The organism is Rhizobacter sp. (assembly GCF_031412075.1).
GTDB lineage: Bacteria > Pseudomonadota > Gammaproteobacteria > Burkholderiales > Burkholderiaceae_C > Rhizobacter.
This window is the reverse complement of the sequence record NZ_JANOCG010000261.1, coordinates 1-15937: the sequence shown is the minus strand read 5'-3', so window position 1 is coordinate 15937 and position 15937 is coordinate 1. Positions and strand designations below refer to the sequence as shown.

The following is a 15937-nucleotide window of genomic DNA, read 5'->3' as shown; positions in this document are numbered from 1 at the left end:
GTTGGTGATGATCGCCTTGAGCGTCAACCTGCTGGGTGACTGGCTGCGCGACGCGCTCAACCCCCGTTTGCGCTGATCCCATCATGACCCCGCCCCTGCTCGAAGTCAAAAATCTGCGCGTCGAATTCCCGTCGCGCCACGGCACGCTGCTCGCGCTCGACGACGTGTCGTTCAGCATCCAGCCCGGCGAAGTGCTTGGTGTGGTCGGCGAGTCGGGCGCTGGCAAGTCGCTCACCGGCGCGGCCATCATTGGCTTGCTCGACCCGCCGGGGCGTGTGGCGGGCGGTGAGATTTGCTTCGAGGGAAGACGCATCGACAACCTGCCGTATGAAGAGATGCGCAAGCTGCGCGGCCGCCACATCGGGGCTATCTTCCAGGACCCGCTCACCTCGCTGAACCCGCTCTACACAGTGGGTCGCCAGCTCACCGAAACCATCCGCACCCATTTGCCCCTGAGCGCCGCTCAGGCGCGCGAGCGGGCCATCCAGTTGCTAGAAGAGACCGGCATCTCGGCTGCGGCCCAGCGCATCGACCAGTACCCGCACCAGTTCTCGGGCGGCATGCGCCAGCGTGTGGTGATCGCGCTCGCCCTGGCAGCCAAGCCCAAGCTGATCGTGGCCGATGAGCCGACCACCGCGCTCGATGTGTCGGTGCAAGCGCAAATCATTCAACTGCTCAAGCGCCTGTGCAAGGAGCATGGTGCGGCGGTCATGCTGATCACGCACGACATGGGTGTGATTGCCGAAACCTGCGACCGGGTGGCGGTGATGTACGCCGGTCGCCTCGCCGAGATCGGGCCGGTGCAAGACGTGATCCATTCGCCCGCGCACCCCTACACCCATGGCCTGATGGGGGCGATCCCCGCGATGAACGAAGACCGCGAGCGCCTGCTGCAGATCGACGGCGTGATGCCGCGCTTGAATGCCATCCCACCCGGCTGCGCCTTCAACCCACGCTGCCCGCGGGTGATGGACCGCTGCCACGTCGAACGACCCGAGTTGTTGCCGGCAGGCCCGACGCACGCCGCCTGCTGGCTGCATGACGGGATGGTTGCGCCATGAGTGCCCTGGTTGAAGTGCGCGACCTGGCCAAGACCTTCGATGTGTCGGCACCGTGGCTGAACCGTGTCATCGAACGGCAACCGCGCCAGTGGGTGCATGCGGTCGATGGCGTGAGCTTCACCATCGAGCGTGGCCGCACGCTGGCCCTGGTGGGCGAGTCGGGTTGTGGCAAGAGCACGGTGGCACGCCTGCTGATGGGTCTGCACCAGCCGACGGCGGGTGAGGTGGTCTTTGATGGGGAGAACATCGCCGCCACGCTTGCCGGGCCGCAGGCGCTGGCCTTGCGCAAGCGCATGCAGATGATCTTTCAAGACCCCTACGCCAGCCTCAATCCGCGCTGGACGGTGCGCGACATCGTGGCCGAGCCATTGAAGGAGCATGGCTTGGTGCAAGACGAGTCCGAGTTGAAGGACCGTGTGGTGGATCTGCTGCGCTCGGTGGGCCTGGTGGCGGCCGACATGGACAAGTTCGCTCACCAGTTTTCTGGTGGGCAACGTCAGCGGGTGTCGATTGCGCGCGCACTGGCCACGCAGCCGGAGTTCCTGGTCTGCGACGAGCCAACCTCTGCGCTCGACGTGTCGGTGCAGGCGCAGGTGCTCAACATCATGAAAGACCTGCAGCGCAATCGCGGCCTCACTTACCTTTTCATCTCGCACAACCTGGCGGTGGTGCGGCATGTGAGTGACCAGGTGGGGGTGATGTACCTCGGCCGCCTGGTGGAGCTGGCCGACAAGGCCGCGCTGTTCGCGCAACCACGGCACCCTTACACGCGCATGCTGTTGGATGCCATCCCCGACATTGCGATGAGCGGCCGGGCCCGCACGCCGGTGCAGGGCGAGGTGCCCAACCCACTCAACCCACCGAGCGGCTGTTCATTCCACCCGCGCTGCCCGCATGCCAACGACCGCTGCCGCCAGGAGCGGCCGGCCTTGTTGCAGATTCAAGGGGTGCGCATCGCCTGCCACGCGGTGCAGGAAGGGCGCCTTTAGCGCCTCAGCGCGGCGCTGATGCCGCTGGTGCGGCCGCGGCCGGTGGTGCCGGCAGTGTCAGCGGTCCCTTCTGGCCGCAGCCTGCGAGCAGCAGGGCCGCCAACAAAGAGCCTACTGCGCCCAGTCTGATGGGTCGCGCCGCTACACTGAATTTTTGTTTCTCCATGCGATGAATCTTACTGGCCATGACTGCTGACTTCGTTCCCACTCCGCTCAGTGATGCCCAGTTTCATGCCCTGGCCGGCGCGGTCTTGTCTTCGGTGGAGGCGACGGTCGATCAATGGCTGCAAGACGACGTGGTCGACATCGACAGTAACCGCACCGGTGGCTTGCTGGAGCTGAGCTTTCCCAACGGCAGCAAGCTGGTGCTCAACACCCAGCCGCCGCTGCACGAACTGTGGCTGGCCGCGCGCTCCGGGGGCTTCCACTACAAGCATGTGAACGGCCGCTGGCTCGACACCCGCGAAGGGCGGGAGTTCTTCGAAGCACTTTCAGCCTGCGCAAGCGAACAATCGGGCCTGGCGCTGCGCTTCTTGGCACCCAGCGCGTGAGCAAACTCAGCGCTTGAAGAGATCGAGGATGCTCTTCTTCTCTTCTTCGCTCGGGGCGGCGGGCATCTTGTCTTCCAGGCCGAGGCTGCTGACGCCGTTGCCGTGAGTGAACTCTTCGTAGTACCACTCGCCGCCGAGATTGATCAGCCCCTCGGCCGCTGAAGGTTCTTGCACCGGCTCGCCCTTGAGCGTCTGCGCCATGTAGTCGATCCACACCGGCAGCGACAAGCCACCGCCAGTCTCGCGGTCACCCAGCTTGCGGGGGTTGTCGTATCCAATCCAAACGACGCCCACCACATTGCGCTGGTAGCCGGCAAACCAGGCGTCCATCGAATCGTTGGTGGTGCCGGTCTTGCCGTAGATGTCGGGCCGCTTCAAAGTGCCTTGTGCACGCGCAGCCGTTCCCGAGCGGGTGACTTCTTGCAGCAGGCTGGTCATCACGTAGGCATTGCGGGCGTCGATGGCGCGCGTGTTCGCGTCAAGCGCTTGCGGCTTGGCCTCGTTCAGCGTGCGGCCCTTCGAGTCGGTGATGCGACTGATGAGGTAGGGGTTGATTTGATAACCACCGTTGGCAAACACCCCATAGGCCGACGCCATCTGCAACGGCGTTACGGCGCCGGCACCCAAGGCCATGGTGAGGAAGGCCGGGTGCTTGTCGGCGTCAAAACCGAATCGGGTGACCCATCCTTGCGCATACGCCGGCGTGATCGACTGCAGGATGCGAATCGAAATCATGTTCTTCGACTTGGCCAGGCCGCGCCGCATCGACATGGGGCCGTCAAAGGTGCCGTCGTAGTTTTTGGGCTCCCAGGGTTGGCTGCCGGTGGTGACGGCGTCGAAGAACAGCGGCGCGTCGTTGATCACGGTTGCGGGTGTAAAGCCCTTTTCGAGCGCCGCCGAGTAAATGAACGGCTTGAAACTCGATCCCGGCTGCCGCCAGGCCTGTGTCACGTGGTTGAACTTGCTTTTGGCGTAGTCGAACCCGCCCACCATGGAACGCACTGCACCGGTGCGTGGATCCAGCGAAACAAAAGCGCCTTCGACTTCGGGCAGTTGGGTGATGGACCAATCGCCCTTGGGCCCTTTCACCAGGCGGATCACGGCGCCGCGGCGAATCTGGGTTTTGGGGTTGCCCTTGGCGGCCAAACCTGAAGTCACCGGCTTGAGCCCATCGCCCGTGACGGTGACCGACTCGCCGTTTTGCAGAACGGCCACCACCTTGCGCGGGCTGGCCTCGAGGGCCACGCCGGCACGCAACTCGTCGTTGTCGGGGTGTTCGTCGAGGGCCTCGGCCACGCGGGCGTCCACGTCCTTGCCTTCGGCGGGCAGGTCGATGTAGGCCTCGGGGCCTCGATAGACCTGGCGGCGCTCATAGTCGAGGATGCCCTTGCGCAGCGCGCGATAGGCCGTCATCTGCTCGGTGGAATTGAGCGTCAGGTAAACGTTCAGACCGCGGGTGTAGGCATCGTCGCCATACTGGCTGAAGATCATCTGCCGAGCGGCTTCGGCCACGTACTCGGCGTGAACGACCACTTCGGCGGGGGTACGGTATTTCAAAGGCTGGCTGCGCGCGGCCTCGTGTTGCTGTGGCGTGATGAAGCCGTTTTCCAGCATGCGGTCGATGATGTATTGCTGGCGCACCGTGGCGCGTCTTGGGTTGCTGATCGGGTTGTAGGCCGACGGGGCCTTGGGCAGGCCCGCCAGCATGGCTGCCTCGGCTACCGTGACGTCTTGCAGGGGTTTGCCGAAGTAGATCTCGCTCGCCGCCGCAAAGCCGTAAGCCCGCTGGCCGAGAAAGATCTGGTTCATGTACACCTCCAGGATCTGCTCCTTGGTGAGCAGGCTCTCGATCTTCAGTGCCAGCAGCACCTCGTAGATCTTGCGGGTGAAGGTTTTCTCGGTTGAGAGGTAGAAGTTGCGCGCCACCTGCATCGTGATGGTCGAGGCGCCCTGGCTGCGCGATTCGGCGAACTGGGCCAGGCCGGCGCGCAACACGCCTTTGTAGTCAACACCGCTGTGCTGATAGAAGCGGGCGTCCTCGATGGCCAGCACCGCCTGCTGCATGACCTTCGGAACCTGCGCTATCGGAGTGAAGTTGCGGCGCTCCTCGCCAAACTCGCCCAGCAAGACGCCATCGGCCGAATACACGCGCATCGGCAGCTTGGGCCGGTAATCCAGCAGACCACTGATCTCGGGCAGGTTCGGATAGGCCACGGCGAGGGCCAAGCCGACCAGCATGCCCACCGTCAGCGTGCCGGCAGCCAGCAACCCCAGCACCCAGGTTGCCGCCACGGCCAGCCAGCGCGCCCAGGGTGGCAGCGAAGCCAGGGTGCGTGACAAGTAGGCGGCCGGTCGCTCGGATTCGCTCATGGAACTCCAACAAAAGTGGTCGTGATTATAAGAAGCGGCTCGGTCTCACTGCCCAAACGTGAACTCTTTGGCAGTTGTCGAACAGGCCCTCAGGGTTGACCCGAAGGTGCCAATTTTTGACATGTATTTGCGTCTGAGTTTTGCAACGAGACGAGGTTGTGAAAATTGGAAATATCTTTGTTGTACAAAGACTTTACTGCTAGCATTGAAGTAACTTCTTAACAGTCCAGCGTACTTAAAAAGCGCGTTGGGAGAGGGCGTCGTGAGCTTCCTTGACTTGTTGTTGGGCCGCAAACATCCACCGATGATCGGCTTGGACATCAGTTCTTCCAGCGTCAAGCTGGTCGAGCTGGGTCAAAGCGCGTCAGGTGAGTACGTGCTCGAGCGTTTCGCGGCTGAAAGCTTCGAAAAAGGCTGGATCACTGACGGTCAGATCGAAAAATTCGACGAAGTGGCCGACGCAGTGCGCCGTGTTGTCACCAAGAGTGGCACCAAAACCAAGCAGGTTGTGCTGGCCATGCCCCAATCGGCCGTGATTACCAAGAAGATCATGCTGCCCGCGGGCTTGCGCGAAGAAGAGCTTGAGCTTCAGGTTGAATCCGAGGCCAACCAATACATCCCTTTCTCTTTGGATGAGGTCAGCCTCGACTTTTCGGTCATCGGTCCGAGCCCCACCTCTGTCGGTGACGTCGAGGTGCTGATCGCTGCTTCGCGCAAAGATCGTGTTCAGGATCGGCAAGGTCTTGCTGAAGCGGCCGGCCTCAAGCCCGTGGTGCTCGACATCGAGTCCCATGCCTCTCGCCTGGCCATGGGTCGCCTGATCGAAGCCTTGCCCAACGAAGGCAAGGATGCCCTCGTGGCCTTGTTCGAAATCGGTGCCGACACCACCAGTCTCAAGGTTTTGCGTGACGACGAGATGCTGTACGACCGGGATCAGGCCTTTGGTGGCTCCCAGCTCACGCAGCTGATTTCTCGGCAGTACGGTTTCTCTTTTGAGGAAGCCGAGCAAAAGAAGCTCGCGTCCGATCTGCCTGAAGACTACGAAACCTCGATCCTCGCGCCATTCGTTGACAGCTTGTCGCAAGAAATCGGCCGTGCCTTGCAGTACTTCTTCACCAGCACACCGCACCACAAGGTTCACTACGTCATGCTGGCGGGTGGCACCGCAACCCTTCCCGGCCTGAAGGATCGTGTCACCGAGCTGACCGGCTTCGCTTCGATGGTCGTGAACCCCTTCGACAACATGAAGCTCGGTTCGGCGGTGCGCGAGAGCAAGCTTCGTCGCGAGGCGCCTTCCTACCTCACGGCTTGCGGCTTGGCGATGCGGAGGTTCCTGCAGTGATCTTGATCAACCTGCTCCCGCATCGGGAAGAAAAGCGCAAGCGGCGCAAAGCGGCCTTTTTCCTCGGGCTTGGCTTGGCTGCTGCTGCAGGCGCGGTGGTTGTGGGCGTCTGGTACTTGGTGCTGCAGCAAATGACCACGGGTCAGCAGCAACGCAACGCGTTTCTGACGGCCGAGATTCGCAAGCTTGAAGTGCAGATCAAAGACATCGCGACCTTGCGTGCTGAGATCGAGGCCCTGAAGGCACGGCAGAAGGCCGTAGAAGATCTCCAGATCGATCGCAACGTGCCGGTGCACGTGCTGAACGAGTTGGTTAAGCAAACGCCTGAGGGCATCTATTACCGAACCATCAAACAAGATGGTCAGGTTCTGACGCTCGTAGGTGTGGCGCAGACGAATGAGCGCGTTTCCGAGTTGCTGCGCAACACCGGCAACAGCTCCGAATGGTTGATGCGCCCCGAATTGGTAGAGATCAAAGTCGCGACGGTGCAAACAGCCAGTCGCGAACAAAAACGGCTTTTTGACTTCTCCATGCGCGTGAGCATCAAACGCCCTCAAGATGTCGATGCAAAAGCCGCGGCAGAGGCGGCGTCTGGGGTGGTGTCACAACCCGGTGCCAAGGGTGTGAGCGCTGGCAACCCAGCGAAACCCTGAAAGTACGGACACCATGGCCACACAAGCTAAATCCGTCAATATCGACCTCAACTCGGTGTTTGGTGCTGCGGCATCACAGTTCCGCGGGCTGAATCCCAACGAGCCGGGCCAATGGCCCATGCTGCCCAAGATCGCGACATGGATCGTGCTCGCGACTCTCGTTGTCGTTGTCGGCTGGTTCTTGCTGTTGGCCAGTGCTGACGAAGAACTGCAGTCCGAACGCGCCAAAGAGCCTGTTCTGAAACAAGACTATCGCGGCAAACTCGCGCAGGCAGTCAACCTTGAAGAGCTGCGCAAGCAAAAGCTGCAGGTTGAGGAATACGTTACGCAGCTGGAAAAGCAACTGCCAGGCAAGGCCGAGATGGATGCACTTCTGTCCGACATCAACCAGGCCGGCCTGGGGCGAGGTCTTCAGTTTGAGCTGTTCAGGCCCGGGCAAGTGCTTGTGAAGGACTATTACGCCGAGCTGCCGATTGCGCTGCGCGTGTCAGGGCGATACCACGACATCGGCAACTTCGCTGCCGACGTGGCCAACCTCTCCCGGATTGTCACGCTGCACGGGCTCACCATTTCAGCGGCCAAAGATTCGGCCGGTAAAGACAGCTCTGGATTGCTTGCGATGGACGCGACTGCGCGCACCTACCGCTACCTGGACGCGAATGAGGTCAACGAACAAAGAGCGGCGGCGGCAAAGGCCGCAGGTGCAAAGGCGGGGGCCAAGAAATGAAGGGCACGTTTTTGCGCTCTAGTGGGTTGCTTTGCGCCGCAACATTCGTTTCGCTTGGTCTTCTGGGCTGCAGCGGCGCTCAAGACGAGTTACAGCAGTGGATCGAGCAACAGCGACGCGAGGCAAAGCCGAGCGTATCCCCGCTCTCGGCACCAAAAAAGTTCAACCCTCAAGCCTATTTGGCTGGCAACGCGGTTGAGCCTTTCAGCAGCCAGAAGCTGACCGTGGCCATCAAACAGGAGGCCCGTCAGTCCAACTCATTGCTTGCAGCGGAAATCAACCGCCGCAAGGAGCCTCTTGAGGCATACCCCATCGACAGCATGAGCATGGTGGGCAGCGTCACCAAACAAGGGCGGCCCTATGCGCTCTTGAAAGTGGACAACCTTCTGTACCAGGTCAAACAAGGTGATTACCTGGGCCAGAACTACGGAAAGATCACCAAGATTTCCGAGACCGACATCGCGTTTCGCGAGATTGTTCAGGATGCAGCGGGCGAGTGGATTGAGCGCACCAGCTCCCTTCAGCTTCAGGAGACGGCGCGATGAAGAACATGCAGGAGATACAGATCATGGGTAATTTGCGGGCTCGTGTTTTGGCGCTCGCGGTGCTCCTCGGCGCATCCGGGACGGCTTTTGCTCAGAACGCAATTCAGTCGATCAGCAGCACGCAGCAGTCTGGCTCGGAGGTGGTTCGGATCGAGCTTTCGGAGCCGCTGGCCGCAGTTCCCTCGGGCTTCACGGTACAGACTCCACCCCGAATTGCCTTGGACCTGCCGAATGTCGGCAATGCGATGGGTCGCTCCAACATCGAAATCAACCAGGGCAATCTGCGGTCGGTCAATGTGGCGCAAGCCGGTGATCGCACGCGCTTGGTGTTGAACCTGAAGCAAGCGGCGAACTACAAGGCCCAGATTCAAGGCAAGGTTCTGCTGGTGGTGATGGAGAGCTCCTCAGCGGCCGCTGCGCAAAGTGCTGCCGCCGAGCCGGTGCGTTTTGCCGAGCCCCTGAACCAGTCTCAATTGGCACTGAAAGGCATTGACTTCCGTCGAGGCCAGGATGGTTCCGGCCGCGTGGTGGTGGATCTGCCGAACAATCAAGTGGGTGTTGACATTCGCCAGCAAGGGCAGAGTCTGGTGGTTGAGTTCTTGCGCTCAAGCTTGCCAGAAAACCTGCGCCGCAAGCTCGATGTGACTGATTTCGGAACCCCCGTCCAATCGGTGTCGACCTTCCAGAACGGCGACCGAGTGCGCATGGTGGTCGAACCCCGAGGCGCGTGGGAGCACAGTGCATACCAGACAGACAATCAGTTTGTGCTGGAAGTACGAGTACAAAAAACTGATCCCAACAAGCTGGTCCAGGGGCCTGGTTATGCCGGTGAAAAGTTGTCGCTGAATTTCCAGAATATTGAAGTGCGCGCATTGCTTCAAGTCATCGCTGACTTCACCAACTTCAACGTGGTGACGAGTGACACCGTGACAGGCAACGTGACGCTCCGCCTCAAAGACGTTCCTTGGGACCAGGCGCTCGACATCATTTTGCAGGCCAAGGGGCTCGGCCTGCGCAAATCCGGTAACGTGATTCTGATCGCACCCAAAGACGAATTGGCTGCAAAGGAAAAGGTCGATCTTGAAGCCAAGGCGCAGGTTGCCAGCTTGGAGCCGGTGAGAACGCAATCCTTCCAGTTGAATTACACCAAGGCCGAAGAAGTCGCGAAGGGCTTGAGTGGACAAAGTGGCGGCGGAGGTGGTGGTGGTGCGTCTTCGCGCATCCTTTCTCCGAGAGGCAGCGTGATCGCGGAGTCACGCACGAACCAGCTGTTCATCACTGACATCCCGTCCAAGCTGGAAGAGATCCAGGCGATGATCGCCAAGATCGACATCCCCGTGCGGCAGGTGCTGATCGAGGCTCGGATCGTTGAAGCTGGTGACTCCTTTGGCCGCTCCCTCGGGATCAAGCTGGGTTCCACCGACTTGCGCGGTCTACGCGGCGGAGTCGCGGGATACGGGACCCCCGAGATGAGTGTGGGCATTGGCGGAAACATGAATGCCATTGGGCTGCAGACAGGCCAGGTTTCTGGCACGTCGGTGCCGTTTAACGACTCCCAGTTCATTAACCTGCCTGCAGTCGGCCAGAACAATTACAGCGCCGCGACTTTTGCTGTGTCGTTGTTCAGCGCCGCGGCCAACCGCTTCCTCAACCTTGAGATTTCTGCACTCGAAGCCGACGGCAAGGGCAAGATTGTTTCGAGCCCTCGTGTGATCACGGCCGACCAAGTCAAAGCGTTGATTGAGCAAGGTGAAGAGTTGCCATACCAAACGGCGACCTCCAGTGGTGCCACAGCACTGCAATTCCGCAAAGCTAATCTAAGGCTGGAAGTGACACCTCAGATCACGCCTGAAGGCAATGTCATTCTTGACGTGGATGTCAACAAGGACAGCGTGGGCAGAAGCACAGCAGCGGGTTTTGCCATCGACACCAAACACGTCCGCACTCAAATCCTGGTCGAAAATGGTGGCACGGTTGTCATCGGCGGCATCTACACACAGTCCGAGCGTGAGGATGTGACCAAGGTTCCTTTGCTGGGTGACATTCCTTTGTTGGGTAATCTGTTCAAGACGAGAACCCGCACTACGGCCAAGACTGAACTGCTGGTGTTCTTGACACCCAAGGTCATCAGTGATCGGGCGGCGGCGCGATGAGCGGCGATCTTATTGAGCAGACATTTGCAAAACGGGTGAAATCGATGAAAGCAAATTCGAAGTCCGCCTTTGTGGCGCTGGTGGCTGTGCTGGCGATGACGGCGTGTGGGGGCAGTGCCGACGACGGTGCCGGGCAAATTTCCGCGTTCCAGGTCAGCCCCGATGCAGTCACCCTGAATTCAGGAAACAACGATTGTCCCGCCACCGACTCCAGAGTCGCCGATGTTCAGGTGGTGGGGGGTACCGCTCCTTATCGGGTGACCAGCAGCGACCATCTAAAGATCACGTTCGGCCCGCCTGGTAACCCCACTCCTACCACCCAGGGGTCGTACACCGTCTCCAACCGCAATGGGCAGTTTGCAGTGTTCGTTTCGGGATGCCTGGACTTACCAGTTACGGTCCTGGACGATTTGGGCCGCTTGGCCACTGTACAGATCACTGCAGCATCCGGGTCCGGCAGCTAACGGCGGCGGGCAGTAGCGCAGCGCCACATGAAGGTGTGGGCGAGTCGAGCTAGCATCGCCTTGGTCGGCATGCCTGGCGGCGGCAAGTCAACCGTTGGACGCCAACTGGCCAAACGTCTTCATTGGCAGTTCGATGACTCGGACGCGTTGATTGAAAAACGTCTGGGATGCTCGATTCGCAGCTACTTCGCCTCTCAAGGTGAAATTGCGTTCCGCGAGGTCGAAGAATCGGTCATTGAAGAAGTGACATCGGGCGACCGTCTGGTGCTGGCCACAGGTGGTGGCGCCGTGCTTCGTGAGCGCAATCGCTGGGCTCTCAACTCTCGGTGCCACGTGATCTACCTTCGGTCTTCGCCAGAAGAACTGTTTCGCCGGCTGCGCCACGACACCACTCGCCCCTTGCTCCAAGTCACCGACCCACTTGCGCGCTTGCGTGAGCTCTTTGACGAACGGGATCCTCTCTACCGCGAGGTGTCTCACTTCACCGTCGAGACGGGGCGCCCATCGGTTGCATCACTTGTGAACATGGTGTTGATGCAGCTTGAACTTGCCGGTGTCATTGACCCTGACTTAGTGCCATCCCCCGTCGGCGCACCTACGACGCCGCACTGAAAAGCCAAGCACTCGCCCGCTACACTTCCGGGCATGCGAACGCAAACTGAGCGAGTCGACATCCAACTGGGCGACCGCAGCTATGACATCTTGATCGGCAGCGGCTTGCTCTCCCAAAGCGCCAGTTTCAATGGCGTGCATAGCGCGTCCAGCGCGGTCGTCATCACCAACCCGACCGTGGCGCAGCTGTATGCAGCGCAACTGCAAGCAGCACTGAAGCCCCACTACCCCAAGGTCTTGCAAATCGAACTCCAGGACGGTGAGGCCTTCAAGGACTGGAACTCACTCAACCAGATCTTCGAATCGCTGCTGAGCGCCGGGTGTGACCGCAAGACCGTGATCTATGCGCTGGGTGGTGGCGTGGTCGGCGATGTGGCGGGCTTCGCCGCTGCTTGCTACATGCGTGGCGTGCCCTTCGTTCAGGTACCGACGACCTTGCTGGCCCAGGTGGACTCTTCGGTGGGCGGCAAGACCGCGATCAACCACCCGCTCGGCAAGAACATGATCGGTGCGTTCTACCAACCACTGCGGGTGGTGGCCGACCTGGATACGCTCGATACCTTGCCAGACCGCGAGCTGTCCGCCGGCTTGGCCGAGGTCATCAAGTACGGCCCGATCGCCGACGATGCGTTTCTGAGCTGGATCGAAACTAACCTCGATGCGCTTTGGTCGCGCGACAAGGCCGCGCTTGCGCATGCCGTGAAGCGCTCGTGCGAGATCAAAGCTTGGGTGGTCAGCCAGGATGAGCGTGAGTCGGGTCTGCGCGCCATTCTCAACTTCGGTCATACCTTTGGGCATGCCATTGAGGCAGGTCTCGGTTATGGCGCGTGGCTGCACGGCGAAGCCGTAGGCTGCGGCATGGTGATGGCAGCCGATCTGTCACGCCGTCTTGGATTGATCGACTCAGCTTACGTTGACCGCCTGACCCGATTGATCGAGCGTGCCAAGCTGCCGGTTCGTGGCCCCGCCCTGGGGGCAGAGCGCTACCTGGAGTTGATGCGCGTTGACAAGAAGGCAGAGGGTGGAGAGATTCGGTTCGTGGTGATCGATGCGCCGGGCCGTGCGTCTGTGCGCGCCGCACCCGATGCCGTCGTGCGCGACGTGATCTCCGCGCACACAGCGTGAGCACAAGGCCCTGCTGAGCGCTCCGTCCATGCTTACGCCATTCGCGTGCGACCCGGCGGAGTCACGGGGCCGGCGGCACACAGAGCCTTCAGCGCCCACCCGCAGCGAATACCAGCGTGACCGGGATCGCATCGTGCACAGCACGGCTTTCCGCCGACTGGTCTACAAGACGCAGGTCTTCCTGAACCACGAAGGAGACCTGTTCCGCACGCGGTTGACTCATTCGCTTGAAGTCGCGCAACTCGGCCGCTCCATCGCGCGAACACTCGGCCTGAATGAAGATCTTGTTGAAGCCATTGCTCTGGCGCACGATCTTGGGCACACCCCGTTTGGACACGCCGGGCAGGATGCGCTGGACGAGTGCTTGCGTGCTGCCGACCTCTCCAGCGGGGGCTTTGAACACAACTTGCAGAGCTTGCGGGTGGTCGACTTTCTGGAAGAGCGCTACCCGGACTTCGACGGACTCAACCTGACCTTCGAGACCCGAGAGGGTGTCCTCAAACATTGCTCGCTGCGCCATGCCGAGCACCTGGTGCAGACCGAGCCGCAAGGGGTGGGGCGTCGGTTCCTCGATAGAACCCAACCCAGCCTCGAAGCCCAGCTGTGCAACCTGGCCGACGAGATTGCGTACAACGCCCACGATGTGGACGACGGTGTGCGCTCTGGTCTCATCAACATCGAGCAGCTGCAGGACGTTAGTTTGTTCGCGCGCTTTCAGCAGCAAGCGCTCGCACAGCACCCGGGTCTCGCCGGCCGGCGCCTCTTGTTCGAAAGCATTCGTCGCATGCTGTCGGCCCAGGTGTACGACGTGCTCGATGCCACCGGGGCTGCCCTGCGGGAGGCCGGGCCCAGTCATGTGGATGAAGTGCGTGCGGCGCCTGCGCTGGTTCGCTTCAGTCCGGGCATGGCCCGGGAAAGCATCGAGCTCAAACGGTTTCTGCGGACCAACCTCTACCGGCACCCGCAGGTGGTGGCCACCACCGATCACGCGAAGCAGGTGATTCATGATCTCTTCCTTGCCTATCAAGAAAATCCTGGAGAGTGGGCGCTAGCACGAAAAGAAGTTCGCTTGAGGGATATCGCCGACTACATCGCCGGCATGACCGACCGTTTTGCCATGCGCGAGCATGAGCGGCTGACCGGGCGGCGGCTCTTCGACTGAGCTCATGGCGCGCCTCACCCGCCTGTGTGTCCCTGGCTGGCCTCACCTGGTCTTGCAGTCTGGGCACAACCGCCAGCCGGTGTTTCAGGATGATGTCGACCGCACGCTCTTCCTCGAGTTGCTGCAATCTGCGGCTGCAGCCCACGGCGTGGCGATCCACGCGTACACCTTGCTCGACGACGAAGTTCTGCTGCTCGCCACGCCGGCCAACGTCGACAGCCTCAGTCGCATGATGCAAGCGGTGGGGCGCCGCTATGGCAGCAGTTTCAACCGCCGCCATGGCCACACGGGAAGTCTGTGGGAGGGGCGTTTCAGGGCTACGGTCATCGAGCCGGAACGCCACTTGCTTGCGTGTATGCGTTACACCGAACAAGAGCCCGGGGGCAACGAAGTCGGCACGGGTTTGAGACAGGGTGCTTGGTCTAGCGCAGCCCACCATCTGGGCGAGCGTGTCGATCCCTTGGTCAGCGACCATCTCCTCTATTGGGCTTTGGGCAATACACCTTTCGAGCGGGAGGCTGCATACAGAGAGTTGCTGCAGCAGGCACTCACTCTATCCGAGGTGCTTTCGATATCAGAAGCAGTCAAAAAAGGTTGGCCATTGGGATCTAACGGCTTCCTCGCCGAGTTGTCGGGCCGCACGCCGAGGCGACTGACGCCTTTGCCGCGCGGACGGCCACGCAAGTCGGGTGGCATTTGATATGTCCCTAATTTAATTGACTGAGCAGGGCGTGCCGTTTAAATAGCTTCAGACCCTATTTAATTTCATTGATGGCTCTGTTGCGCTGCAGTATTCTTCGGCCATCCATAGCTTTGAGACGGAGTGCGCCATGAACCAGGCCGCCCAAGGGGTTGCTGCCCCTGAAGAAATGCGCGATGCAGCCGAATTCGGCCTGTACAACCCCGCCAACGAGCACGATGCCTGCGGTGTCGGTTTTGTGGCGCACATCAAGGGCCACAAGGCCCACAGCATCGTCGAGCAAGGCCTCAAGATCCTTGAGAACCTCGATCACCGGGGTGCAGTCGGTGCCGACAAGCTCATGGGCGACGGCGCCGGCATCCTGATCCAGATCCCCGACGACTTCTATCGCGCCGAGATGGCCGCCAAGGGCATCGAGCTGCCACCCCCGGGTGAATATGGCGTGGGCATGATCTTCCTGCCCAAGGAGCACGCGTCTCGCCTGGCCTGCGAACAGGCGGTCGAACGCGCTGTGAAGGTCGAAGGCCAGGTGCTCCTGGGTTGGCGCGACGTGCCGGTCGATGCCGACATGCCGATGTCGCCCACCGTGCGAGAGAAGGAGCCGATCATTCGGCAAGTCTTCATCGGCCGCGGGCCCGACGTGATCGTGCCCGACGCGCTGGAGCGCAAGCTGTATGTCATCCGCAAGACGGCATCGAGCGCCATCCAGCGCCTGAAGCTCACGCACAGCCACGAGTACTACGTGCCCAGCATGAGCTGCCGCACCATCATCTACAAGGGCCTGCTGCTGGCCGACCAGGTCGGCAAGTACTACAAGGACCTGCAAGACCCGCGCGTCGCCTCGGCCCTGGCCCTGGTGCACCAGCGCTTCTCGACCAACACCTTCCCCGAGTGGCCGTTGGCCCACCCGTACCGCATGGTGGCGCACAACGGCGAGATCAACACCGTCAAGGGCAACTTCAACTGGATGCGTGCCCGCGAAGGTGTGATGAAGTCGCCGGTGCTGGGTGATGACCTGCAAAAGCTCTACCCGATCAGCTTCGAAGGCCAGTCCGACACCGCCACCTTCGACAACGCGCTCGAGCTGCTCACCATGAGCGGCTATTCGCTCGCCCACGCCGCGATGATGATGATCCCCGAGGCCTGGGAACAACACACCACGATGGACGAGCGCCGCCGCGCGTTCTACGAATACCACGCCGCCATGCTGGAGCCCTGGGACGGCCCCGCCTCGATGGTGTTCACCGACGGCCGCCAGATCGGCGCCACGCTCGACCGCAACGGCCTGCGCCCCTCGCGCTACATCGTCACCGACGACGACCTGGTGGTGATGGCCTCCGAATCCGGCGTGCTGCCGATGATTCCCGAGAACAAGATCGTCAAGAAGTGGCGCCTGCAGCCGGGCAAGATGTTCCTGATCGACTTCGACCAGGGCCGCATCATCGACGACGAAGAACTGAAGAACCAGTTCGCGCTCGCCAAG

15 protein-coding genes and 1 pseudogene are annotated in these 15937 nt (G+C 61.1%); 14 read left to right on the top strand and 2 right to left on the bottom strand.

The window, feature by feature from the left end:
• Positions 1-83 precede the first annotated feature (83 nt).
• Together RMO40_RS09460 and RMO40_RS09455 are read left to right on the top strand one after the other, a co-directional pair.
• Positions 84-1061 (top strand): oligopeptide/dipeptide ABC transporter ATP-binding protein, encoded by a 978-nt coding sequence (locus RMO40_RS09460; RefSeq protein WP_309719611.1) that lies wholly within the window; start codon positions 84-86, stop codon positions 1059-1061.
• Complete coding sequence (locus RMO40_RS09455; RefSeq protein WP_309719607.1) at positions 1058-2050, top strand: oligopeptide/dipeptide ABC transporter ATP-binding protein; 993 nt, start codon at positions 1058-1060, stop codon at positions 2048-2050. The genes RMO40_RS09460 and RMO40_RS09455 overlap by 4 nt, the downstream gene beginning before the upstream one ends.
• Positions 2051-2054: 4 nt before the next feature.
• Here the strand turns inward: RMO40_RS09455 and lptM are convergent, their stop codons facing one another.
• Positions 2055-2216, bottom strand: coding sequence for an LPS translocon maturation chaperone LptM (gene lptM, locus RMO40_RS09450; protein ID WP_309719620.1), 162 nt, complete (start codon positions 2214-2216; stop codon positions 2055-2057).
• A gap of 19 nt (positions 2217-2235) precedes the next feature.
• Between lptM and cyaY the strand changes: the two genes are divergently transcribed.
• A complete protein-coding gene (gene cyaY / locus RMO40_RS09445) occupies positions 2236-2601 on the top strand; it encodes an iron donor protein CyaY (RefSeq protein ID WP_309719603.1) in 366 nt (121 codons plus the stop codon).
• Positions 2602-2607: 6 nt separating this feature from the next.
• Here the strand turns inward: cyaY and RMO40_RS09440 are convergent, their stop codons facing one another.
• Positions 2608-4971 carry a penicillin-binding protein 1A gene (locus RMO40_RS09440; RefSeq protein WP_489660135.1) on the bottom strand — a complete coding sequence of 788 codons (2364 nt, stop codon included), beginning with the start codon at positions 4969-4971 and terminating at the stop codon, positions 2608-2610.
• A gap of 304 nt (positions 4972-5275) precedes the next feature.
• Between RMO40_RS09440 and RMO40_RS09435 the strand changes: the two genes are divergently transcribed.
• From RMO40_RS09435 to RMO40_RS09385, 11 genes and pseudogenes are all read left to right on the top strand, one after another.
• Positions 5276-6313 (top strand): pilus assembly protein PilM, encoded by a 1038-nt coding sequence (locus RMO40_RS09435; protein WP_309719614.1) that lies wholly within the window; start codon positions 5276-5278, stop codon positions 6311-6313.
• A complete protein-coding gene (locus tag RMO40_RS09430) occupies positions 6310-6966 on the top strand; it encodes a PilN domain-containing protein (protein WP_309719600.1) in 657 nt (218 codons plus the stop codon). The genes RMO40_RS09435 and RMO40_RS09430 overlap by 4 nt, the downstream gene beginning before the upstream one ends.
• Before the next feature lie 13 nt (positions 6967-6979).
• Positions 6980-7693 carry a type 4a pilus biogenesis protein PilO gene (locus RMO40_RS09425; protein WP_309719595.1) on the top strand — a complete coding sequence of 238 codons (714 nt, stop codon included), beginning with the start codon at positions 6980-6982 and terminating at the stop codon, positions 7691-7693.
• A complete protein-coding gene (locus tag RMO40_RS09420) occupies positions 7690-8238 on the top strand; it encodes a pilus assembly protein PilP (protein ID WP_309719593.1) in 549 nt (182 codons plus the stop codon). The genes RMO40_RS09425 and RMO40_RS09420 overlap by 4 nt, the downstream gene beginning before the upstream one ends.
• Positions 8235-10391 (top strand): type IV pilus secretin PilQ, encoded by a 2157-nt coding sequence (locus RMO40_RS09415; protein ID WP_309719580.1) that lies wholly within the window; start codon positions 8235-8237, stop codon positions 10389-10391. Before RMO40_RS09420 ends, RMO40_RS09415 begins: the two co-directional genes overlap by 4 nt.
• On the top strand, positions 10388-10855 hold the full coding sequence (locus RMO40_RS09410; RefSeq protein WP_309719577.1) for a hypothetical protein: 468 nt from the start codon (positions 10388-10390) through the stop codon (positions 10853-10855). The genes RMO40_RS09415 and RMO40_RS09410 overlap by 4 nt, the downstream gene beginning before the upstream one ends.
• A gap of 27 nt (positions 10856-10882) precedes the next feature.
• Positions 10883-11467: a shikimate kinase gene (locus tag RMO40_RS09405; RefSeq protein WP_309719575.1), complete on the top strand. Its 585-nt coding sequence runs from the start codon at positions 10883-10885 to the stop codon at positions 11465-11467.
• A gap of 33 nt (positions 11468-11500) precedes the next feature.
• Positions 11501-12592 carry a 3-dehydroquinate synthase gene (gene aroB, locus RMO40_RS09400; RefSeq protein WP_309719571.1) on the top strand — a complete coding sequence of 364 codons (1092 nt, stop codon included), beginning with the start codon at positions 11501-11503 and terminating at the stop codon, positions 12590-12592.
• 28 nt (positions 12593-12620) lie between these two features.
• On the top strand, positions 12621-13754 hold the full coding sequence (locus RMO40_RS09395; RefSeq protein WP_309719568.1) for a deoxyguanosinetriphosphate triphosphohydrolase: 1134 nt from the start codon (positions 12621-12623) through the stop codon (positions 13752-13754).
• Positions 13755-13758: 4 nt separating this feature from the next.
• Complete coding sequence (locus RMO40_RS09390; protein ID WP_309719560.1) at positions 13759-14454, top strand: transposase; 696 nt, start codon at positions 13759-13761, stop codon at positions 14452-14454.
• A gap of 130 nt (positions 14455-14584) precedes the next feature.
• Positions 14585-15937: pseudogene (locus tag RMO40_RS09385) on the top strand (glutamate synthase subunit alpha); the annotation flags it as partial.